Here is a 21,510-nt window from a genome sequence, read left to right as displayed (position 1 = left end):
CCAAGGGGGTTGCGTGTGGGCAGTAGTAGAATGAACCAGAGATTAGAGGGGGGGGGGGGGGGGGGGGGGGGAGCAGAGGAGACAAGGGGACAAGGAAAATACCCATTCCCAATTCCCTATGCCCAATTCACAATTCAATTACTGCCTTAACTTGCATATTGGTTAAGCTGGCAGCTTTTCGACTGGAAACTTCATCTAGTCGGATATAAACTTCTACTACTCGGTTGTCGATATTGCTGACGGGATCTGTGTTAATGACATTTTGCCGTCGCACTTGCAAACCTTTGCGATCTACGATTCCCTGCAATTCAATGGGGAGATAATCGCCAAATATTCGTACTTGTTGCCCTGAATGAACTTTGCCGATATCGCTTTCATAGACTTCGGCTATGACATACATTTGGCTAGTTTGTCCTATATCAGCAATGCCATCATTTGATACTAATTCGCCAGGATGGGTGTGAATCTCGAATACTTGTCCAGTTTGGGGCGATCGCACTTGGGCCTGTTTTAGATTGACTTTTGCCAGATTCATGGCTGCTACAGCCCGATTGATTTCTGCTTGGGCAGCTTCTACATCTACTCCTCGTACCTCAGCAATTTCCTCAAGGGTTGCCGTGGCCTGTTTTACTTGTTGCTGGCTAGTTGATTGGGTACGATTTAACTGTGCTTGTGCTTCTTGCAGGCTTTTTTGGGCGGTTTCCAGGTTTAAACGCTTACTATCTCGTTGGGAGGCAGAAATTGCACCCTGTTGATATAGTTGCTGATAACGTTCGTCTTCTGCTTGGGCATTCTGCACTTCGGCTTGGAATCGCTCAATTGTCGCTGCTTGAGTATTAATATCACCTTGGCGTTCTGCTTCTAAGCGAGCGATCGCAGCTTTTTGAGCGGCAATTTCACCACGTTTAGCACCTGCTTGGGTGCGGTTTAGGTTTGCCTCTGCTACTTTTACCTGTTCCTCTGCCTCTTTTAATTCTGCCTGCAAGCGATCGCGGCTATTCAAAATTGCAATCAATTGTCCCGCTTTTACCCAATCCCCCTCCTTTACTAACAACTTTTCTACCCGGCTTCCTTCAGCAGATACCGCAGCAGAGAGTTTTATTACCTTTCCCTGTGGTTCAATTCGCCCTAAAGCTGTTACCGTTTTTAACTGTGGCAATTGTGCTGCTGGCACTTGTGTTTCTGGATTTGCATAATTTTGCCAGCGTTTTACTATATAAAAACTTATTCCGCCAACCAATAAAGATGCAATTATACTTATAGCAACAGATGGACGCAGAATAGACTTAGGGAACGTTCTGTACCCTAGCTTTGAGTTTCGCACCATAGATTACCTCTTAACTAGTGGCGCAGAAAAACTAAATAGATTAAGTTTTTATCCTTACTTCTGTTAGTTGTTGTTAATTTATCGATTCAAAGTTCATAAGAAATGAAAATTGTTGACAATTTATCAATTTGCTACGATTTTCTGTATACGATAATAAATCACTCTCCAGTATTAATACCATTTCACTTTAAGGTTGATACAAATAGCCATCAGGAGATCAGGATGACAAAACTAGAGAAAAATCATTTGTATCAGTCATTTTGTGAAATGGTATAAGAGCCTTATGTTAATGATGAGCTAGTTTTCTTTTTGGAAAGTACTTAGGTATAGTAATCGGTTTCCAAATTGCGGGTTGTAACAGTGCCAACAATCAGAGGCAGATTAAGCCAAAAACAAATGTTTTTTGTCATGATAAATTAATAATCTTTAATTCCTAAAAAATCTCTTTAGATTTGATATTTTTATAATTTTTTGTGATATATTTTCACTGTTAAAAGTTATTTTTATAAATTAATTCTGTTAGCGTATCCGCAATTTTTTCAGGTGTCATAAGCTTTTATTTAGATATAGCTTCTAAATATCTATCCACATAATAAGGGCGCACAGCTAAGTGTACGCCCCATAAATAAATGTATTCCACTGAATTGAAATATTTGATTTAGCTGATCGAATTGCTCAAAAATACGATGCCGATCGCACAGAAAGCGAAGCCAGCAATGCTAATTTTCCAGGGTAGAGTTCGGTTTATTTCTCCCATACCCATTGCACCACCAATTTCTCTGGCACTCATGGCAACCACGAACAGAGTCAAGCTCATACCTACTATATAGGCAATCAGTGGGAGCATTTCTGCCCCAATAATAGACTCAGCAACAGTGTAACCCTGAAATAAACCAGCACTGATGCCCATCAGAGCAAGTACTACAAAGTTTGGTTGATTTGGCATCATCAGCATAGTACTAAAAAGGATGGTAGAAATAGCGATCGCTATTTCTATGCCTGGGAAATTTAGCTGGAATAGATGAATTACAATGCCCAAAATTGCTGCTAAGACAAAATATCCAGCGATCGCAGCGCCACGAACAAACATAGATGACAGTAAGCCAATAGCAACAATCCCCACTAAACAATCTAAGGCAATTACTGGATCTGCCAATCCCCAGAGAAAGCCTTCCCACCAGGTAGTGATGGTATGACTATCTGGCGTTCCACTCAATGAACTCAGTAAGCTAATCAAAATTAAGGCTGCGATCGCTCCAATATGGTGATCCATTAACTTCGAGGTGTAAAATTCCTGTGAAGCACGGAATTCTGATAATTTCCTTTTGAACATCACTATATGCCAAATTAGTTTTTTCGGTAATTTATACTACCCGTCTATCCCAAAAAACTAACGTGGTAATTACACCACTTTGTACTAGCTTCATGAAGTTATCCAAAGCCAGCGTTCTACTTTTACACTATCTATCGGAATCAGGCTGAGAAGGTAGACCAAAATTACTTTCAGAATCAGCGTCAGACTTTGTGTAAATGGAATCAGCAAGACGTACCGGATATTACTGAAATAGAACGCAGTCATGCGATCGCCAAATTTCAAGGTAATGACAATCCATTCGTGCTAGATGTCACATTAGCTGAACGGGCATACTGTAATCCCTAAAGATTTGGGTAGCACAACTGTGCTACCCAATAAACAATAAAATATGCTTTTCGGTCAAAACTCTAATGCAATAATTCCTCAACTTGATGCTGGCTCCACAAAGTTCTGTATAAACCCTGTTGTTGCAATAGTTCTAAGTGATTGCCTATCTGAACAATTTTTCCCTTTTCCATCACAAAAATTCTGTCAGCCGCAGCCGCAGCAGATAATTGATGGGTAATGAAAATTACTGTTTTGCGTTCAGTACCACTGGAGAGATTTTTGAGGATTTGCGTGGCTGTTTGATTATCCACACTAGAGAGAGCATCATCCAAAATTAACACTGGCGCATTGACCAGCATAGCTCTAGCTAAGGCAGTACGTTGTCGTTGACCACCAGAAAGAGTAATACCGCGTTCACCAACAAGAGTTTCATATTGCTGAGGAAAACTGTTAATTTCTGATTCAATTTTGGCAAGTTTAGCAACAGATTCTATCTGCTCTTGTTCGCTAATTGGATCGCCATAGCGGATATTATTTTTGATTGTAGTGCTAAATAGAAAACTATCTTGAGGAACGTAAGCGATCGCACCTCGTAAATCTGCCAAAGCTATTTTAGTAATATCCAGCCCATCTAAAAACAATTGTCCTGATTCAATATCCAACAAGCGCGGTAAAGCATTCGCCAAAGTGGATTTTCCCGAACCAATTGCCCCAACAATGGCCACGGTTTCTCCAGGAGCAATAGTAAAGTTAACGTTTTCTAAAGCTGGAGTAGAAGAACCAGGGTAACTGTAGGTGAGATTTTTCGCTGTCACTTCCCCTTTAAGTTCAGCTGCTTGTAGATGTATGACATCGGCTGCATCTTGAATTTTCGGTGTGACAGAGAGAATAGATTCCAGGCGATCTATACTAACTTCACCTCGTTGGTAGGCAGTAATTGTGAATCCTAAAAGGGCTGTGGGGAAAACTAGACGCTCTACATAAATTAACAGTGCTAAAAAGTCGCCAACCTGAAGTGCCCCAGAAGACATCCGCGCTGCCCCGAGCCAGATAATTACCAGCGAACTCACATTAGCTAGCCCACCAATTAGCGGAAACAGGGTATTTCGGAGTTTTGCCAGTTCCAAGTTAGCAGTCAGTAACTGCTGATTTTTCTTGGAGAAGGCTCGACGCTCGTTTGCTTCTTGGGCATAAATTTTAATTAAGGCAATGCCACTAATATCCTCCTGGATGAGTTCGCTGATTTCAGAGAGTTGCTCCTGGACTGCTGCTTGTTGTTTGCGTAAGCGATCGCTAAACAGACTCACCAACAAGAGCATAAAAGGGTAAACTGCCAGAGACGCTAGCGTCAGATCCACACTAATCGCTAGCATTACTGGCAGTGTCAGGGCGTAGGCAAACACCGTATTTGCCAAACTCAAAACGGCAAAACCCAATAACCGTTTGATATTGTCCACATCACTGGTTGCCCGATTAATCAAATCGCCAGCAGTATTACTGGCAAAATAAGCCGGCTCCAGCTTGAGTAAGTGTTCAAAAATCCGTTGTTTCAGGTCAAATTCCACCTGACGACCCACACCAAATAGCCAAATGCGTGATGCCATCCGCATTAGCCACATCGCCGAACTGAGTAAGACAATAATTACTACATAATGTAGTATTTCGTTCCAGTTGAAAGTTGTTGAGAGTTTATCAACACCAGCACGAATCAACCAAGGGATATAAACGCCCAGTGCATTGACAGACAACAAAGCGAGAATGCCTAATGACGCTTCCCGCCAATGGGGTCGTAGATAAGCACTGAGTTTAGCGATTCGTCGAGATTTTGCCATTAAAGCAATTTTGCAACTTTATCATCCTAGATTAACTGCTAGCCCAAGCAGGCAGCTATGTACAGGGAATGGGGAATGGGGAAGGGAAAAACCTATTTGGGGACGGTGGCTAACTAATTCAACCCTTTGCCCTTTGCCCTTTACCCTTTACCCTTTACCCTTTATCCCTTTTTTTTACTTTATTACCGTTGAACACGCATGAACCTGTAAACTTCAGCGAGATAACTTTCCCAAGTTCTTGTTGTCAATTGCAACGTTTCCGAATTTGGTACAAAGTCTTCAAGTCGTAAACCGCGTGTGCGAATATCTTGAGGATTTCCTTGTAATAGGTAGGGAGGCACTCTCAGATTATAAGAAATAATGCTATCTCCCTTTACATCTGAGATGTTTGCTGTGGTGTTTGGTTGCAATAATGCCACCAGTGTCCCAGATGTTGGTGCAGCAGATGCTACAGATGTGTCACCTGTCATTGCTAGAGGTGCCCTATAGAGGAAATAGGCTACTGCTGGTGTACTTGCCAACAGCAAAATCGTCAGTGCCCAACCTATCAAGTATCCTCCTGGTTTTTCGATTCCACCTCCTTTAATTTTTTGAGCAGCCAAAATCATCAGTAAAACAGAGGCCCCCAGAGGCTTGAGTGGAAAAGATAGCATTCTCCACAAAGATGCCACAGCTGGTTCACTGGGGTTAAGAAATGAAAGGGCTACGATTACTAAGATAACGACTAAGATTAATCGCCCTACAAAAGTTCCAGAGGGATAAAATCGCTGGAACAAAGAATATACGATAGTGCCAATCAGCAGCCACAGCAGTACCCGGCTTAGCAATAGAAACATAGATTAACTCTCAAATTTTCTGGTGCGGTGAGCCAGTGTGGTGATAAGACAGTCCACTTGACTAGGGGTTTTCATGCCCCAGGAGGAACTGTCCTGCATGGTTTCCCTGTATAAAACAACTAGTGACTTCTTAGCCGCGACGCTAGAAGCGTCACCCATAAGGGTCAACCTAGAGGTTTCGGGAAATGGATTTATTTTATTGTCAAATTGTAATCGTACTGTTTGACTTAAAATACTTCAAACCTCACACCCAAAGACTACCGTCGTAGTGATTTTAGTTCAAATTTTTAACACTGCGTCTATTATTTATAATTTTCCAGAAGAGTAATGTGGCACCGGTAAACTAAATTAATTGAGTAATCCACTTAAAAGGAAAAACTATGTCGTCTGGAAAGCCTACCATTTTGGTAACAGGGGGAGCTGGATACATTGGTTCTCATACGGTGCTAGCTTTAAAGCAAGCGGGTTATAACATTGTCATCCTTGATAATCTGGTCTATGGGCATCGTGACCTGGTAGAAAAGATTTTACAGGTAGAACTGGTAGTAGGGGATACAGGCGATCGCGCCTTGCTAGATCACCTATTTAAAACCCGCGATATTGCTGCTGTGATGCACTTTTCTGCCTACGCCTACGTAGGAGAATCAGTAACTGACCCGGCTAAATACTACCGCAATAACGTTGTTGGTACTTTGACCCTGTTAGAGGCGATGCTGACAGCATCTGTAAAGAAATTTGTCTTTTCTTCTACCTGTGCTACCTACGGCGTGCCAGAATTTGTACCGATTCCAGAAAACCATCCCCAAAATCCGATTAATCCTTATGGCGCTACAAAGTTGATGGTAGAGCGGATTCTTTCTGATTTTGATGTTGCTTATGGTTTTCAATCAGTGCGTTTCCGCTATTTTAATGCTGCTGGTGCTAATCCCAATGGCTTACTCGGCGAGGATCACAACCCAGAAACCCATTTGATTCCTTTGGTGCTGATGACAGCTTTAGGCAAACGAGAATCCATCTCAATTTTCGGCACCGATTACCCCACGCCCGATGGTACTTGTATTCGTGATTATATTCATGTTAACGACTTAGCAGATGCCCATATTTTGGGATTGGAATATTTATTAAAAGGTGGCGATAGCGAAGTTTTTAATTTGGGTAATGGTAGCGGCTTCTCTGTCAGAGAAGTAATTGCAGCCGCCGAACAAGTTACAGGAACTTCGATACCAGTAGAAGAACGCGATCGCCGTCCCGGAGATCCCCCAATTCTTATTGGCACCAGCGAGAAAGCCAGAACAATCTTAGGCTGGCAACCTCAGTATCCATCCATCGAAGATATTGTCGCTCATGCGTGGCAGTGGCATCAAAAGCGACATAAGTAGGGAATGGGGAATGGGGAAGGGGGAATGGGGAATGGGAAATGGGAAAGAAGACTTGGTGACAAGGAGAATTGGGGACAAGGGGAAAGACTTGTTGTAAGTTCTAAACTTTTGTCACCTTGTCCCTCTGCCTCCCCTGTCTCCTACTCCCTACTCCCTACTCCCTACTCCCCACTCCCTCCTCTCATGTTTCGCAGTACTACAACTAAGATGCCGATAAATCCGAAGATTGGCAGTGCGATCGCCCAAATTGGTAATTTCTGAGATTCACCCTCTACTAAATCACCATTGACATCTCGCTGAATTTGTGTGTTTTGTGTAGAACCGCCTGCTACAGTAACTTCAAATTTGAACTTAAAAGGTTTGAATCTTGCCCCAGAGACTGGTTTACCATTTAGTTGCAACTCATAAATACCTGGTTTAGGAAAGGTAATTTCTGTACCTGGAATACCTTGATAACGTTCAGCTGCTACAGCTTCTAACCGTGGTTCTAGCAGTGCAGGCTCTCCGGTTGCATAAGGTTCAGCGTAAACAGCCAACCGACAATTACACTGTGACAGGGGAATAACCCTTCCGCCTCTGCGAGTAAGCGCAAACCAGACTTGGGAGGGTTCTCCAGCCCGAGGATTATCATTAGGCTCAATGTGGAGGGTGCCACCAACATCTCCAGAAACTTCCACCTTATGAGCAGATGCAGGGTAAGGATTAGTGACTGGTATAACTAAGAAACTCAGGAATAATAAATACTTTATTGCTCCTTGACTCTTCCAAAAAATGGCTTTGAGTAGGTGATGCCTCTGTTTTTGACTCGTTGGGATTGAGCCAGAGTACAAGGATAATTTACCGCGATTTTGTTGGGGGGACATAAAACTTTTCTACGGCTAACTTTGACCAAAAAAAACGCGAACGCACTAGTAAGACACTGAGGGTAATAATTCCCATCAGTACTGCCGCTAAGTTATTTCCCCAAGTTGATTGCAAGGAACCCAGATAATGGGAACCAATCAACACAGCATGAATAGCACTCAAGAGCAAGGCTGGCACACCCAATAGATGAATCTGTCGCCAACGCTTGCCCAAAGATTTCTGCAACGATTCCCAACTCGTTAAAGCGGCGGGGGACATTAATACCAATGCTACAGCACCCGCAGCCATACCCCACTGAAATTCTGGCGGCATAAAAGAAAAGGCGGCAAAATTCCATTGCAATGAGTGTTCTATCATGTGGAAGGTGTGAACCACAGAAAGCACAAAAGATCCCACCCCCAAGGCGCGGCGATAACGCAATGGTGAAGCCCACAACCCACTAATAGGACGCGCAATTAACGCCAATATTAAGCAGAATAAAGCAGCATGTCCGGTGTAATCCACCATTGTGTCCCCAGTCCGTAACAGGGTAATGATGCCAATGATGAGTGTCACCCAACCGCCTAATCGAAATAACTGACTGCGCTTGTCTTTACTTACCAACGATGTGGAGATGCCTACACCTAGCATAGTGGGCAGGGTTCCCAATCCAAAAGCCAGCATGGTTGCCCCACCCATCCATAAATTGCCAGTTTCAACGGCTTTGATTTGGGCAGCATACAGGAAGCCACAGGGCATTAAACCCCAAGTCATCCCCAAAAGTATTGGTGTCCACCATTTGGTTTTAAAGGAAAGCTTAACCATTCCTGTGCTGAGGCGATCGTGTAGCCTACCTTGTAATAGGGGATGTAACACAGGAATACGCGGGAGCAAATCGGGTTTTACTTGTCCTAAGCCAAACCAAATCAGCATCACACCAGTCAAAATTGCCATCCAGTGCCGAAAGTCGCTGCCAATACCCGCTAGCTGTCCACTTTGCAGCAATACAGAACCTAACGCCCCAATGCCAGCACCGACTAGAGCATAGCTCAACATCCGCCCCAGGTTTAGCAAAAGATGAAATTTTAATTGTTGTCGCCAAGTATTCGGCTTTTCTAAGGGTGATGTCCCTTTCGGCTGATGAGACAGGGAAAATGCCACTGTTAAAGGGCCACACATCCCAAAACAGTGCCCAAAACTCCCCAGGAACCCCAGGATTGAGATCAGCAACAAATCTACCATAAAAAAAGTCCTGAGTTCTGAGTCATGAGTTCTGAGTGCCAGAATAAAGATTTTGAATAAGTAATAAGAAATTCTTTTTCTTCTTTACTTAGTACTCAGCACTCCTCTAGTGCGGCACTTTACATAAAGTTGCGATCGCTGTCAAAAGACAAGTTGTCAAACTTGACATTATATAAAAAAGTAAAAAAGTTTGCGTGTAAACATTTATAAAAATAATTTTACAAATAAATAAAGTACACTATGCCCAGCTATCCCCAATTTATTGAGTAAAGTAGGCGAAAGTGTGAACGGGGTATTATTTTGACCTCACAAAATTTAAATCTGCTGTATAAATTATTTTGACAGGCTTAGTGGTAGTATAACTGTGAATCTTGTCCAACCTTGAGTACTGGTAAATTCTATTGTGCCTTGGAGATATTCTACAAGCTTCTTAACTAATGCCAAGCCCAATCCTGTCCCGCCATTTTTCCAGAAATCGTTGTCAGGAATCCGGTAAAATGGATCAAAGATTCTAGATTGATCTTTTTTAGGGATTATTACACCAGAATTGCTAATTCTAATTTCAAAGAAGGGGACTTGAGAATCAATTTCTATCTCAGATTGAGCATCTTCATTAATGAAATCTTTTTTCAGGTAGATGATATCAGCAGTTAATTGAATCTCTTCATCGGGAGGGGAATATTTGCAAGCGTTGTTGAGTAACTCTGAGACAATTTTGGACAGAAGAGCTAAGTCGGTAACTATCGGTGGTAAGTTTTGAGGGATACTAACTTGGAAAATCTGTTGCTGAGAGCGAGCGCGTTCTCGGAAATATAAGGCTAAATGGGGGAGCCACTCTTGAAGTTGAAATGATCTTAATTCTAATGGATAGACATCTGTATCAACCATTTGCATAGATAGCAGATTGTTCACCAAATCTAGCCCTTCTTCACACTGTTGACGCAGAATAGTTAGGTAGCCAGCTACAGACTCAAATGGAGAAAGTAATTCTGAATTGAAAATTCCTTCTCGCTCAAGAATATTTTCTAGCACGGAGATTGTCATTTTGATATTCTTTAATGGCATTTTCATTTCATGAGAGGTGGTTGCTAAAAAATCCTCTTTAAACTGGTTTAGCCGTTGCAATTGTGATAATTGCTCTCGTTGATAGCAATTGAGTGCTGTTTGAATAGCAACATAAAGTTGTTGTTCTTTGATAGGTTTGAGAATGTAACCAAAAGCAAATGTCAATTTAGCCCGATCCACCGTGCTTTTGTCAGAATGTCCAGTAATGTAGACAATAGGGATTTGAAAACGATTCCAGATTAGTTCCGCCGCATGAATACCGTCCATCTCACCCTGCAACTGGATATCCATCAAAACCAAGTTTGGGAGTAATTCAGCAGTTTTTTCAATTGCTGTTTCTGCGGAATCAGCAATATCTAAAACAGTGTATCCTAGCAATTCTAAAGTTTCTTGTAAATTCATAGCCAGGATATATTCATCCTCAACAACCAGAATCCGAACTATCTCTGTTGTCTGAGTGTTTGACAAAATACTGTCTATGTTCATAAGCTGATTTTTCTCAAATAAATTTGGAAGTATATAAAAATAATAAAATGCTATGAGCTAGCTTTTGTACTCCGGGCGAAAACGCCAAAATATCGGAGTTTGGTTAAAAATTTATTTGAAACATCTGGGCATTTATTTTTTCGATATCTCTGAACTTTCTTTGATACTGATAAACAATATGGAAGGAATTCAAGGCTCGATCTAAGTACTTACTTACCCTCGCACAGTAAATATAAGTTTTAATTATTTTAGAATCAAACTTTGGAGGCAATTTACCAGTATTATCTCAACCAATATAACCTAACGCCATTATAGTTTTAGCAGATAAAATCCTATCTTGATCCGCTCTTGAATTATATGGACACCCCAGACAACCAACAACTTGGATCATAGATAATTAAACTTAAACAATATAAAGATTTTATGTGAGCCTACGCTTTGTTTATGTAGTGGCGATTTATGAATTGCCCCTATAGCCTGTAGTTTTGCATCAGTCTTATAGGCGGATCTTCAAACAGAAATTGATATTAATACAAATTGAATGAGCAAAGGATAAATCACATGAAAAAATGGATTTGGCTAATGCTGTTGCTGTTAGTGACTGTTGCTGTGTTGGGTAGCAGAGGTAACACGCTTTTTGAACAGCGTCCCTCACCAGGAATTGTTGAAAGCATTCCTGTGGAAACGCCGCAACCACAACTAGAGTTAAAAAAAGTTGATGATCCCCTACAAGTGTCTACTGATAAGCTATTAAACCATATCCAAAAGTTAAATTTTCAGCGTTACACGACAAAAGAGCGATCGCTCACTCGCACTTATATCACAACTGAACTGAAAAAATTCGGCTGGAAGCCCAAATTGGAAAAGTTCTCTGAGGGTGTAAATATTTTTGCTGAACGTATAGGAACTAACAAAGCCGCTAAAGCAATTCTCGTAGCAGCGCATTACGACACTGTTGCCTTATCTCCCGGTGCTGATGATAACGCTAGTGGTGTAGCTGTAGTGCTAGAAGTTGCGCGGTTACTTGGTTCTCGTCCCACGCCACGGACGTTACAGCTAGCTTTTTTTGACCAAGAGGAAGCAGGGCTTTTGGGTAGTCAGGCTTTTGTGAGTAAGACAGCACGCTTGCAAAATTTAGACGGAGCGATCGTTATGGATATGGTTGGTTATGCTTGTTACACTGTTGGGTGTCAGAAATACCCGGCGGGTTTGCCCGTTACCCCACCTAGCGATAAGGGCGACTTTTTGGCAGTGGTTGGTGATACAGAACATTTGTCTTTACTGAATGCCTTTCCAAGCTCACAGATTCTCTCCTCAAGCGTCCTGAATAAACAGGAATCAAATTTGCCACCAGTCCTAATACTACCAATTCCTTTTAAAGGTTTACTGACACCAGACACTTTACGTAGTGATCATGCACCATTTTGGTATCAGGGAGTGGGCGCTGTGCTAGTGACAGATACAGCAAATTTACGGACTCCGCACTATCATCAACCTAGCGATGTTCCAGCGACTATCGAGCGATCGTTTTTTACAGGAGCAGCGCAGATTGTGGTCAATGCTACTAGTAACTTGTTAAATAAAAATGAGGTTTTGCAAACTCAACCACCAAGCTGAGTGAATAGTTTGTACTTCGTAATTCGTAACTTAAAGAACAAAGTACTAATTCGGCGTAGCGGTACTAGTATTTGGTTCAGGTAAAGTCAACGTCCAGTTCTGTTTATCATTGATTTGGAAGTACAAACCTTGGAAAATGAGCCGCAAAGCCGTTCGAGTTCTAACAAACTTCTGTACCAAATAAGTTCCTGGTTCAGCAAAGACACCATTAAAGTTTTTTTTATAACCAAATTGTTTTGAACAGTAACTACCGGCTCCTTGGACTGTTACTACAAAAAATGGAGATTGTTTGTATTCATTAGGAATCATAAAGATTCCATATACATGGTGACGACCACGCCACGGCTGAACAATAACCTTAGTAGCATTTACTTGAAATTTTTTAGTTTTTGATACTAAAAGATCCCCGAAATTACAATCAGAATCATTCACAGGCCACCACAGTGTAATAATACTCAGGGAGAGTAACAAAATTAAAATATAGCGGAGTCTGCGACGCATAAAGCCAAGAAAGATTGTTGATGCGGCTAGTAGAATTTAATGAGTAATGATAGTGCAGCTACAGCAGTAAGACTATCGACCTGCAACACCTCTGCAACACCTTCTAAAAGGCAAAGAAAAAACATTAAGCGGTCGTTTAAAATTTGCTGTTAAAAAAATTGCATTCACTCAATTTTGAGCCTTAGTTTCTAGATGAACACATACATAAATCTAGTTGCTCTCGATAAATGATTTTTGATTGTTGCTAACAAAATTTTGACATTGTTGAAACCGATAGAAATGCTGAAACTTTTGTAACTAAGAGAAATTTGTATTTAATAATTCAAGATCCAAAATCTAAAATTTGATGAGGATATCAGCCGACAAAAAGTGCAAATTGGAGATGCGTAGTTTACCGCCGCAGGCATCGCTTCGCCTGTTCTATAGTTTAGTTACAGTATTAAACCTAGCGGAGAAACAATCAGACTTTTGTGGCTGTTAACACTGATTCATGCTCAAATTTTTAGCTGTGATGAATTCTACAATTCGTTACTTTTGATGAGCTTTGATTGCTTTGAACAGATCGGGGCGATTCTTATCAAGCTCAGGAAAACATCGGCTTTGATTTCTGAGCGATTAAAGGGGTAGTCAAATACACAAATATTCGTTATATTCCCCGAAGTAGCAGTTGGTATAAATGTTTATGGGAAGAAGTTTGAAAAATCTTAAGACAGTTGCAGGTTTCTTTAGTGCAATTGTACTTACACAGTTTGGGGTAAATACTTCGGCTATTGCGGCTGACACTGTTGTTGTGCGTTTGGGTGTATTTACAGAATCTATATCCCTGACTGAGTTGCAAAATGCTGCCAAAACAGGGGAATTGCCTCGGAGCTTGCAGCCTTACACTAAAGGATTATCTGAACAACAACGCCGCTTTCTATTAGGGGCACTAGGTATGAATATACCGATGAACGTTGTCACGATTAATAAGTTGCTTAATACTCAGATTGGCACAACTATTCTCAATGACTTCGCTACAGCCTTAGCCCGAAAGGACAATGCTGGGATACAAGCACTGAGAGGAGGATTGGTATTAGGCTCTACTGCACCGCAGGGTCTGTCTATATTGAGTTTTATCGCTGCTTATCCGAGTAAACGCTTAGAAATTGATTTACCAAAAGCTTTTATAGTTGCAGGGAGTTTGAATACAGCTTTTTGGCGCACCCAGCAATTTATGCTAGCCATTGCTCCCCGGCTCGACTCGACAACACCGCAGATTGCTTTCCCTTTTGATCCCAGCCAACCCGGAACGGCTCAAGTAAAAATACTCAACTTAAGCCTGAATGACCAAAAGCGCGATCGCAAAATTCCAGTTGATATTTACTGGTCAAATGATGCAACTGCCAATAAACCCTTAATTGTCTTCTCTCACGGCTTAGGATCAGTCCGCACGGACTTGCGTTACCTGGCAGAACATTTAGCATCACACGGTTATGTAGTAGCTGCTTTAGAACATCCTGGTAGTAATGAGGATAATATTAATTCTGCATTACAAGGCAAAACCAGACCTGTGAAGCCTCAAGAGTTTTTAAATCGCCCTCAAGATGTTAGTTTTATTCTCGACGAATTAGAAAAGCTCAACCAAACAGCTAATCATTCCCTACAAGGGAAACTTGCGACCACAAACGCGATGGTTGTTGGTTATTCTTTTGGTGGTGGTACAGCTTTAACACTTGCGGGAGGAGAGTTACAACTAGAACGGCTCAAACAACGCTGCAAAAAGAACTTGGCTATCTTAAGTCTAGGAGAAGCTATGCAGTGCATCGCCCAAGAACTGCCAGAAAATACCTATCAATTACGGGATACGAGAATAAAACAGGCGATCGCTCTCAATCCTACAACTTCTCTGATTTATGGCGAAACTGGGTTAACTAAGGTGCAAATTCCGACTCTAGTGTTAGCAGGTTCCGCAGATAAAACCACCCCAGCTTTAACTGAACAGATTGTGGGATTTGACAAAATTCCATCCCCCAAATGGCTAGTTGGTATAGTTGGGGGTACTCATCTGAGTGTAAAAGACCCCAGTAAAACTATGGATCAGATCGGGCAACCAAATACACCCATTAGTGGCGGTGAAGTTGTAGGCGAACAAGCAGCAGATATTCGCAAGTACCTTAAAGCTATAACTTTAGCGTTTGCTGCACAGATGACACCACAAGCTAAAAACTACGCTGTGTTTCTGACACCAGATTATGCTCAGTTTGCTTCGACTAAAGCATTTCCATTTCGCTTAATTACGCAGATTCCTTCTGATGCTATGGCAGTAGTGAAAGAATTTGCTGATAAATAAGGAGCTGGCAATTAAACCAATAAACATCTTCAGAAATTAATTATGCGTTACCTGAAACCCTTGTAGAGACGTTGCATTGCAACGTCTCTACATTCATTTTCACCAAATGTCTAATATTTAGTTCTTTAAGGGAGCCAGTTACTAGAACCTTGGCTCCCAAAGTTCTAGTAACTGGCCTTGTCTTACTCTTTAATCAGTCGCAGCTAATTATACAAATTCTCTGGAGATTTGTACTGAAAAATTCTTCAATGCTCTCTTCCTTTGCGTCCTTCTCTGGGAGATGCAGCGCGTTGGCACAAGCCTTTCATAGAAATGAGGGTTTGTTTAAATTAAGCGCATTTTCATGAAGAATAGCAGGACTTCCGCATGGACAGGAAAGACGAAATATAGATCAATACGCTTCAGTTATTGTCAAAAAGCATAAAATGTGTGGGGGCGATTCATGTAGATACAAAGCAGCTGCTTTATGAGTTCTCCAATCGAGAACCCAAAGGATATTGCCCCTACAGTACAGGTGTATTTACCATCAGAAAATGATTAATAAAAATCTGAAATGGCATATTTCAGTTGATACAGAACATGATTCTTGTGTTCAGTGTATAAGTAATGAAGAGGTATAATACGGCAACGGTCATGATGCCTTCTCATAGCGAAGACACCAAGTAGGAACGGCAAAAAAAGTATTGAGACAAAAAAACCTGTGTGTATAAAAGCACTAAGCTGATATTAGGCTGTTAATGAAAAACTAAACTTTTACAGTAAAAATAACTATTTGGATATAAACTTTATAATATCTTTGTTGAAAATCATGGAAGCTTAAGAGTGTAAAAAAATAAGAGCATCTACTGGATAATACATGATGTATGTCTTTTAGCTCAAATACCAAGAAGCAATAGGCATAAATTGCTTTGTGTAAAAATCTCTTTGTGTATTAATTGGTGTAATTTTTTTGACTCGCAAAAATGCCTTAGCATTTTTATTTGCTACAAAGTATAAATAAACCAAAAATAAAAAAGTTAAGGCTTGTTTCGTTTACTTAGATAATAGTTAGTTTTAGGCACATAATTTGGATTCAGATTTCAAAAATTCTTCTATTTCACCTAAGCTGATGCAATTATATACAATTCTTGAAATCGAACAACTCCAGGAAGACGAAGACCGTCCTTACTTACTTAAAACTATAGAGTGGGTGAAAAGTTTTTTAGCAAGACCTCATCCTAACTTAGGAAGACCCGGTGCAGTTTGCCCTTTTGTACCTCACTCTCTCAAGTCAAACAGTATTCGTCTAGCAGTTATTCGTACCAAAGATTTGTATCCAGAACAACTAGAAGAGATTGTTGGAAGCTATAAAGATATCTTTCTGAAAATGGAAGTTAAAGAGCAGGAATTAGCAATAAACAAAGCTTTTTTACTTATTTTTCCTGATGTTCATATAGAGGACGCTTGTAAATTAATAGATAGTGTCCAACAAAAACTTAAACCTTTGTTTGTTGAGTCAGGACTGATGATAGGAGAATTTCATAAACGTAATGAAACTCCTGGTATGCACAATCCAGATTTTCGTCCACTTCGTAGCCCTATACCCTTATTGGCTATACGGTTTATGGTTGAAGCTGACCTCCCCTTCCTTCTGAGTCCGACTGATCCACGCTTACGTATTAGATATTTGGAAGCTTATTTAAAGTGTTTTGATAACAAATTTACGGATGAAACAAAGTTTAGAAATGCTCATCAAGCATTGGCTTTAGCCAAAGAGCAACTTAAACAAGAAAATTTGGTGCATTAGTTAAAATTCAGAATTATCAATACTCTACCCATGAAGGGATAGAGATTTATAAATGGAAGGTGTGTTGCACTGTTGCTAACACACCCTACTAGATAAATTAGAGCAGATTTCAAGTTTGTAAGGTACAAGAGTAGCCCACTCGCGCGATCGCTTATCCTCCCCAAGGCATCGAGGAGTGTACTCATTTACTTGCAAAGTTCTGTATGCTTTGGAATACCCTTAAGTTAATTACCTTCCCCGATCGCTATAAAATTAAAAGACGACTTTTCTTTCTTAACTTCCAGTTGTGCAGAAGTTGATCCAGATTGTTGTTTAACTTCCAGATCCCATATAGAAACTTGGAATTTGTTGAGGTCTGTATCCTTAACAACAATTTGATTATCTGCTCCCCAACCATTGAGAGTGGTAACTACAACTGGAGTAGTCACAAAAGGTTGTGAAAACGTAATTACATACAATCCTGGTTCAGATGATTGAACTTCAAATCCTTCACCGACCTGTTTTGTTCCATCATCACTAACTGTTCCGTAAATAATTTTTTGTGTCATATTTTTCTTGATTTTCTCATCTGGGAATTTCTCTGTATAGTATACCTGCCAAAGTGTATCAATGCGTTGAGGGCACACTAACCCATTCTGTTGTGCTTGTGAATAGGTCAGGATTTACAGCAATTGGTACATGGAGCGATCGCAGTTCAGCTTGAATTTAGCAAACAAAAATATTCCCGAACCTATACCCCACAAAAAAGAATTAATTATCTCAAAGCCTTATCTAATCAATACTTGGGTTATTGAGTACATGATTAAGACATATTAATAGATGCGCTATTTCAGATGAGATATTCATATATGCAGTATTTATTTAAAGTTAACTGAAAAGCGCATAAGAAACTGCTCGCTTGGCAATGCCTACCTGACTCTGGCTATTTTTAATTCTTCTATTTACGTGTTCTGATAATGCAGTTGAGAGACGGGGACAAAAATCATATTATGAACAAAACCTTTGCAACCATTGATGGAAATGAAGCTGTCGCCCGTGTTGCTTACAAACTAAATGAAGTGATTGCCATTTATCCCATTACCCCCTCTTCAGCAATGGGTGAATGGGCAGATGCTTGGTCAGCAGAAGGTCGTCCCAACCTCTGGGGTACTATTCCCAGTGTCGTGCAGATGCAAAGCGAAGGGGGAGCGGCTGGTGCTGTGCATGGGGCATTGCAAACAGGTTCCCTGAGTACTACCTTCACAGCATCTCAGGGATTATTGTTGATGATCCCCAACTTCTACAAGATTGCTGGTGAGTTGACTAGTGCTGTAGTTCACGTTGCTGCGCGTTCTTTGGCTACCCACGCTTTATCAATTTTTGGTGATCATAGCGATGTCATGGCAGCCCGTGCTACTGGTTTTGCATTACTGTGTTCTGCTTCGGTACAGGAAAGTCAAGATTTTGCTCTCATCGCCCATGCTGCAACCCTAGAGGCGCGAGTCTCGTTTATGCACTTCTTTGATGGCTTCCGTACTTCCCATGAAGTGCAGAAAGTTAAACTGCTTGCAGATGATGATTTGCGATCGCTCATCCACGATCATCTCATACTCGCCCACCGCAGTCGTGCCCTCACCCCAGATCGTCCAGTATTGCGAGGGACTGCCCAAAACCCTGATGTCTACTTCCAAGGACGGGAAGGCGCTAACCTTTACTACAAGTCCTGTCCAGAAATTGTCCAGCGCATCATGGATCAATTTGGAGAACGCACGGGGAGGCATTATAAAATCTATGAATATTACGGCGCTAACGATGCCGAACGGGTCATTGTTCTCATGGGTTCAGGCTGTGAAACCGTCCATGAAACAGTAGATTATCTTAACACCCGTGGTGAAAAACTTGGTGTGCTAAAAGTCCGGCTTTATCGCCCCTTTGATGTGCAAAGGTTTGTTGCAGCATTGCCCAATAGCGTCAAAGCGATCGCAGTTCTCGACCGCACTAAAGAAGCAGGTAGCGCCGGAGAACCTTTGTATTTGGATGTTGTGGCTGCTATCCATGAGGCGTGGGGAGAAGAGGCAGGGGAGCAGGGAGCAGGGAGCAGGGGGGAGGATCTTCTCCCCTGTCCCCTGTCCCCTGCCCCTCTGCCTAAAATTATTGGTGGTCGTTATGGTCTTTCTTCTAAGGAATTTACGCCGGCGATGGTGAAGGGTATTTTTGATAACCTTGCCGAAGCTAAACCAAAAAATCACTTTACTATTGGGATTAATGATGATGTTACTTATACTTCTCTAAACTTTGACCCTAACTTCTCTACAGAATCGGATAATGTTGTTCGGGCGATGTTCTATGGGTTGGGTTCAGATGGGACTGTTGGAGCTAATAAAAACTCCATTAAGATTATTGGTGAAGAAACCGATAATTACGCCCAAGGCTACTTTGTCTTTGATTCCAAGAAATCTGGCTCAATGACAGTTTCGCATCTACGTTTTGGCAAAGAGCCAATTCGCTCCACCTACTTGATTGACCAAGCCAATTTTATTGGTTGTCATCATTGGGGATTTCTAGAACGCATAGATATTTTGAAAGCTGCTATTCCTGGGGCAACTTTGCTGCTTAACAGTCCATATAATGCAGATACCGTCTGGGAGAATTTGCCGTTGAAGGTACAGCAGCAAATTATCGATAAGCATTTGAAGTTATACGTAATCAATGCTAGCCAGGTTGCTCGTGAAAGTGGCATGGGTGGCAGAATTAACACCATTATGCAGGTCTGTTTCTTTGCCTTAGCTGGTGTCTTGCCGCAAGAAGAAGCGATCGCTAAAATCAAACAAGCAATCGAAAAAACCTATGGTAAAAAAGGCGTAGAAGTTGTCCGCATGAACTTGCAAGCTGTAGACAACACTCTAGACAACTTGCATAAAGTAGATGTCCCACAGACAATCAAAAATCAACAATCCACAATCAACAACCCAAGATTGCTAGACTCTGCTCCCGAATTTGTCCGGGAAGTTCTGGGCAAAATCATGATTTGGGAAGGTGATGATTTACCTGTTAGCACACTACCTATTGATGGCACATTCCCTGTAGGTACTGCCAAGTGGGAAAAACGTAACGTTGCCGAAGAAATACCTGTGTGGGAGCCGGATGTCTGCGTTCAGTGTGGTAAGTGTGTGATGGTTTGTCCCCACAGTGCCATCCGTGCCAAGGCTTATCAAGCTGATGAGTTAGTCAATGCACCACAAACCTTTAAGTCAACTGGTGCAAAAGATAAAGACTTTGCCAATCAAAAATTTACCATTCAGGTAGCCCCAGAAGACTGCACTGGATGTACGATTTGTGTAAATATTTGTCCTGCTAAAAATAAATCTGAGCCATCGCTGAAAGCGATTAACATGGCCAAGCAGTTACCATTGCAAGAGCAAGAGCGGAAAAACTGGGATTTCTTCTTGAGTTTGCCAAATCCTGACAGGCGATCGCTAAAATTAAACCAGATTCGCCAGCAACAACTGCAAGAACCTTTATTTGAATTCTCTGGTGCTTGTGCAGGTTGTGGTGAAACACCTTATTTGAAATTATTAACACAATTGTTTGGCGATCGCGCCGTCATCGCCAATGCAACAGGTTGCTCCTCAATTTATGGTGGAAATCTCCCCACAACTCCTTGGACAACAAATGCCCAAGGACGCGGCCCCGCGTGGTCAAATAATTTATTTGAGGATAACGCCGAATTTGGTTTTGGCTTCCGTCTCTCCCTCGACAAACAAGCTGAGTTTGCAGCGGAATTGTTGCAAAATTTGGGGAGTGAAATAGATGAAAACCTTGTCTATTCAATCCTGAAAGCTGAACAAAAATCTGAGGCTGATATTTGGGAACAGCGCGAAAGAATAGAACTGTTGCAGCAGAAGTTAGATGAAATCGCAACTCTCGACCCCAATCTAAAATCCAAAATCCAAAATCTCAAATCCCTTGCAGATTATTTAGTGAGAAAAAGTGTCTGGATTGTTGGTGGTGACGGTTGGGCTTATGACATTGATTTTGGCGGCATCGATCATGTCATTGCAAGTGGTCGAAATGTCAACATTTTGGTGATGGATACAGAGGTGTATTCTAATACAGGCGGTCAATCTTCTAAAGCTACGCCACGAGCCGCAGTTGCTAAATATGCCGCCAGTGGTAAGCCTGCACCAAAGAAAGACTTAGGCATGATTGCCATGACCTACGGGAATGTCTACGTAGCGAGTGTAGCCCTTGGTGCTAGAGATGAACATACTCTCAAAGCATTTTTGGAAGCAGAAGCTTATGATGGGCCATCAATAATTATTGCTTACAGCCATTGCATCGCCCACGGTATTAACATGACTACCGGGATGAATCACCAAAAAACTCTGGTAGAATCAGGACGTTGGTTGCTGTATCGGCATAATCCAGAGTTGCTTAACCAGGGTAAAAATCCTTTGCAATTGGATATGCGCTCGCCTACGCAATCTGTAGAACATTCGATGTATCAAGAAAATCGCTTCAAAATGCTCACTAAGAGCAAACCCGACGTAGCCAAACATTTGTTAAAACAAGCGCAAGCTGAGGTAGATGCACGTTGGCAGATGTATCAATATTTGGCAAAGCGTGATATTCCCACAGCATAAGAG

General features: G+C 41.5%; 15 protein-coding genes. 6 read left to right on the top strand and 9 right to left on the bottom strand.

Annotated features, from left to right (window positions below):
- Positions 1-127: 127 nt before the first annotated feature.
- Together GNF10_RS24575 and GNF10_RS24570 are read right to left on the bottom strand one after the other, a co-directional pair.
- Positions 128-1,327 (bottom strand): ABC exporter membrane fusion protein, encoded by a 1,200-nt coding sequence (locus tag GNF10_RS24575; protein WP_185581499.1) that lies wholly within the window; start codon positions 1,325-1,327, stop codon positions 128-130.
- A 658-nt stretch (positions 1,328-1,985) separates the two neighbouring features.
- On the bottom strand, positions 1,986-2,600 hold the full coding sequence (locus GNF10_RS24570; RefSeq protein ID WP_260446173.1) for a HupE/UreJ family protein: 615 nt from the start codon (positions 2,598-2,600) through the stop codon (positions 1,986-1,988).
- 189 nt (positions 2,601-2,789) lie between these two features.
- On the opposite strand from GNF10_RS24570, the gene GNF10_RS24565 reads away from it, so the two are divergent.
- Positions 2,790-2,987, top strand: coding sequence for an endonuclease (locus GNF10_RS24565; protein WP_185586299.1), 198 nt, complete (start codon positions 2,790-2,792; stop codon positions 2,985-2,987).
- A 62-nt stretch (positions 2,988-3,049) separates the two neighbouring features.
- Here the strand turns inward: GNF10_RS24565 and GNF10_RS24560 are convergent, their stop codons facing one another.
- Positions 3,050-4,801, bottom strand: a complete 1,752-nt coding sequence (locus GNF10_RS24560) for an ABC transporter ATP-binding protein (RefSeq protein WP_185586297.1) — start codon at positions 4,799-4,801, stop codon at positions 3,050-3,052.
- 182 nt (positions 4,802-4,983) lie between these two features.
- Positions 4,984-5,637 carry a hypothetical protein gene (locus GNF10_RS24555; RefSeq protein ID WP_185586296.1) on the bottom strand — a complete coding sequence of 218 codons (654 nt, stop codon included), beginning with the start codon at positions 5,635-5,637 and terminating at the stop codon, positions 4,984-4,986.
- Positions 5,638-6,017: 380 nt separating this feature from the next.
- Between GNF10_RS24555 and galE the strand changes: the two genes are divergently transcribed.
- Complete coding sequence (galE, locus tag GNF10_RS24550) at positions 6,018-7,016, top strand: UDP-glucose 4-epimerase GalE (protein WP_185586295.1); 999 nt, start codon at positions 6,018-6,020, stop codon at positions 7,014-7,016.
- A 161-nt stretch (positions 7,017-7,177) separates the two neighbouring features.
- Here galE and GNF10_RS24545 read toward each other — a convergent pair whose 3' ends face one another.
- From GNF10_RS24545 to GNF10_RS24535, 3 genes are all read right to left on the bottom strand, one after another.
- Positions 7,178-7,879 carry a hypothetical protein gene (locus GNF10_RS24545; RefSeq protein WP_185584512.1) on the bottom strand — a complete coding sequence of 234 codons (702 nt, stop codon included), beginning with the start codon at positions 7,877-7,879 and terminating at the stop codon, positions 7,178-7,180.
- Positions 7,854-9,101 (bottom strand): sulfite exporter TauE/SafE family protein, encoded by a 1,248-nt coding sequence (locus tag GNF10_RS24540; protein ID WP_185584514.1) that lies wholly within the window; start codon positions 9,099-9,101, stop codon positions 7,854-7,856. The genes GNF10_RS24545 and GNF10_RS24540 overlap by 26 nt, the downstream gene beginning before the upstream one ends.
- A gap of 333 nt (positions 9,102-9,434) precedes the next feature.
- Positions 9,435-10,652, bottom strand: a complete 1,218-nt coding sequence (locus tag GNF10_RS24535; protein WP_185584516.1) for a response regulator — start codon at positions 10,650-10,652, stop codon at positions 9,435-9,437.
- A gap of 561 nt (positions 10,653-11,213) precedes the next feature.
- Between GNF10_RS24535 and GNF10_RS24530 the strand changes: the two genes are divergently transcribed.
- Positions 11,214-12,269, top strand: coding sequence for a M28 family peptidase (locus GNF10_RS24530; RefSeq protein WP_185584518.1), 1,056 nt, complete (start codon positions 11,214-11,216; stop codon positions 12,267-12,269).
- Positions 12,270-12,314: 45 nt separating this feature from the next.
- Here GNF10_RS24530 and GNF10_RS24525 read toward each other — a convergent pair whose 3' ends face one another.
- Positions 12,315-12,770: a hypothetical protein gene (locus tag GNF10_RS24525; protein WP_185584520.1), complete on the bottom strand. Its 456-nt coding sequence runs from the start codon at positions 12,768-12,770 to the stop codon at positions 12,315-12,317.
- Between the two features lie 682 nt (positions 12,771-13,452).
- Here GNF10_RS24525 and GNF10_RS24520 point away from each other — a divergent pair.
- Both GNF10_RS24520 and GNF10_RS24515 read left to right on the top strand, forming a co-directional pair.
- Entirely contained in the window at positions 13,453-15,099 is a 1,647-nt protein-coding gene (locus tag GNF10_RS24520; RefSeq protein ID WP_185584524.1) for an alpha/beta hydrolase, read from the top strand.
- Positions 15,100-16,165: 1,066 nt separating this feature from the next.
- Positions 16,166-16,885 (top strand): DUF6875 domain-containing protein, encoded by a 720-nt coding sequence (locus tag GNF10_RS24515; RefSeq protein WP_311774207.1) that lies wholly within the window; start codon positions 16,166-16,168, stop codon positions 16,883-16,885.
- 224 nt (positions 16,886-17,109) lie between these two features.
- Here the strand turns inward: GNF10_RS24515 and GNF10_RS24510 are convergent, their stop codons facing one another.
- Entirely contained in the window at positions 17,110-17,433 is a 324-nt protein-coding gene (locus tag GNF10_RS24510) for a hypothetical protein (RefSeq protein WP_185584522.1), read from the bottom strand.
- Positions 17,434-17,874: 441 nt separating this feature from the next.
- Between GNF10_RS24510 and nifJ the strand changes: the two genes are divergently transcribed.
- Complete coding sequence (gene nifJ / locus GNF10_RS24505) at positions 17,875-21,507, top strand: pyruvate:ferredoxin (flavodoxin) oxidoreductase (protein ID WP_185592899.1); 3,633 nt, start codon at positions 17,875-17,877, stop codon at positions 21,505-21,507.
- The last annotated feature ends 3 nt before the right edge of the window (positions 21,508-21,510 follow it).

The sequence above is a fragment of the Nostoc sp. UCD121 genome, from assembly GCF_014222285.1.
Classification (GTDB): domain Bacteria; phylum Cyanobacteriota; class Cyanobacteriia; order Cyanobacteriales; family Nostocaceae; genus Nostoc.
The sequence above is the reverse complement of the archived record's forward strand: the minus strand, read 5'-3'. Positions and strand labels throughout refer to the sequence as shown.

Excerpts from the sequence above, each read along its gene's own strand:
- GNF10_RS24575 (WP_185581499.1), bottom strand. The coding sequence starts at position 1,327 with ATGGTGCGAAACTCAAAGCTAGGGTACAGAACGTTCCCTAAGTCTATT.
- GNF10_RS24570 (WP_260446173.1), bottom strand. The coding sequence starts at position 2,600 with ATGGATCACCATATTGGAGCGATCGCAGCCTTAATTTTGATTAGCTTA.
- GNF10_RS24560 (WP_185586297.1), bottom strand. The coding sequence starts at position 4,801 with ATGGCAAAATCTCGACGAATCGCTAAACTCAGTGCTTATCTACGACCC.
- GNF10_RS24555 (WP_185586296.1), bottom strand. The coding sequence starts at position 5,637 with ATGTTTCTATTGCTAAGCCGGGTACTGCTGTGGCTGCTGATTGGCACT.
- galE (WP_185586295.1), top strand. The coding sequence starts at position 6,018 with ATGTCGTCTGGAAAGCCTACCATTTTGGTAACAGGGGGAGCTGGATAC.
- GNF10_RS24545 (WP_185584512.1), bottom strand. The coding sequence starts at position 7,879 with ATGTCCCCCCAACAAAATCGCGGTAAATTATCCTTGTACTCTGGCTCA.
- GNF10_RS24540 (WP_185584514.1), bottom strand. The coding sequence starts at position 9,101 with ATGGTAGATTTGTTGCTGATCTCAATCCTGGGGTTCCTGGGGAGTTTT.
- GNF10_RS24535 (WP_185584516.1), bottom strand. The coding sequence starts at position 10,652 with ATGAACATAGACAGTATTTTGTCAAACACTCAGACAACAGAGATAGTT.
- GNF10_RS24530 (WP_185584518.1), top strand. The coding sequence starts at position 11,214 with ATGAAAAAATGGATTTGGCTAATGCTGTTGCTGTTAGTGACTGTTGCT.
- GNF10_RS24525 (WP_185584520.1), bottom strand. The coding sequence starts at position 12,770 with ATGCGTCGCAGACTCCGCTATATTTTAATTTTGTTACTCTCCCTGAGT.
- GNF10_RS24520 (WP_185584524.1), top strand. The coding sequence starts at position 13,453 with ATGGGAAGAAGTTTGAAAAATCTTAAGACAGTTGCAGGTTTCTTTAGT.
- GNF10_RS24510 (WP_185584522.1), bottom strand. The coding sequence starts at position 17,433 with ATGACACAAAAAATTATTTACGGAACAGTTAGTGATGATGGAACAAAA.
- nifJ (WP_185592899.1), top strand. The coding sequence starts at position 17,875 with ATGAACAAAACCTTTGCAACCATTGATGGAAATGAAGCTGTCGCCCGT.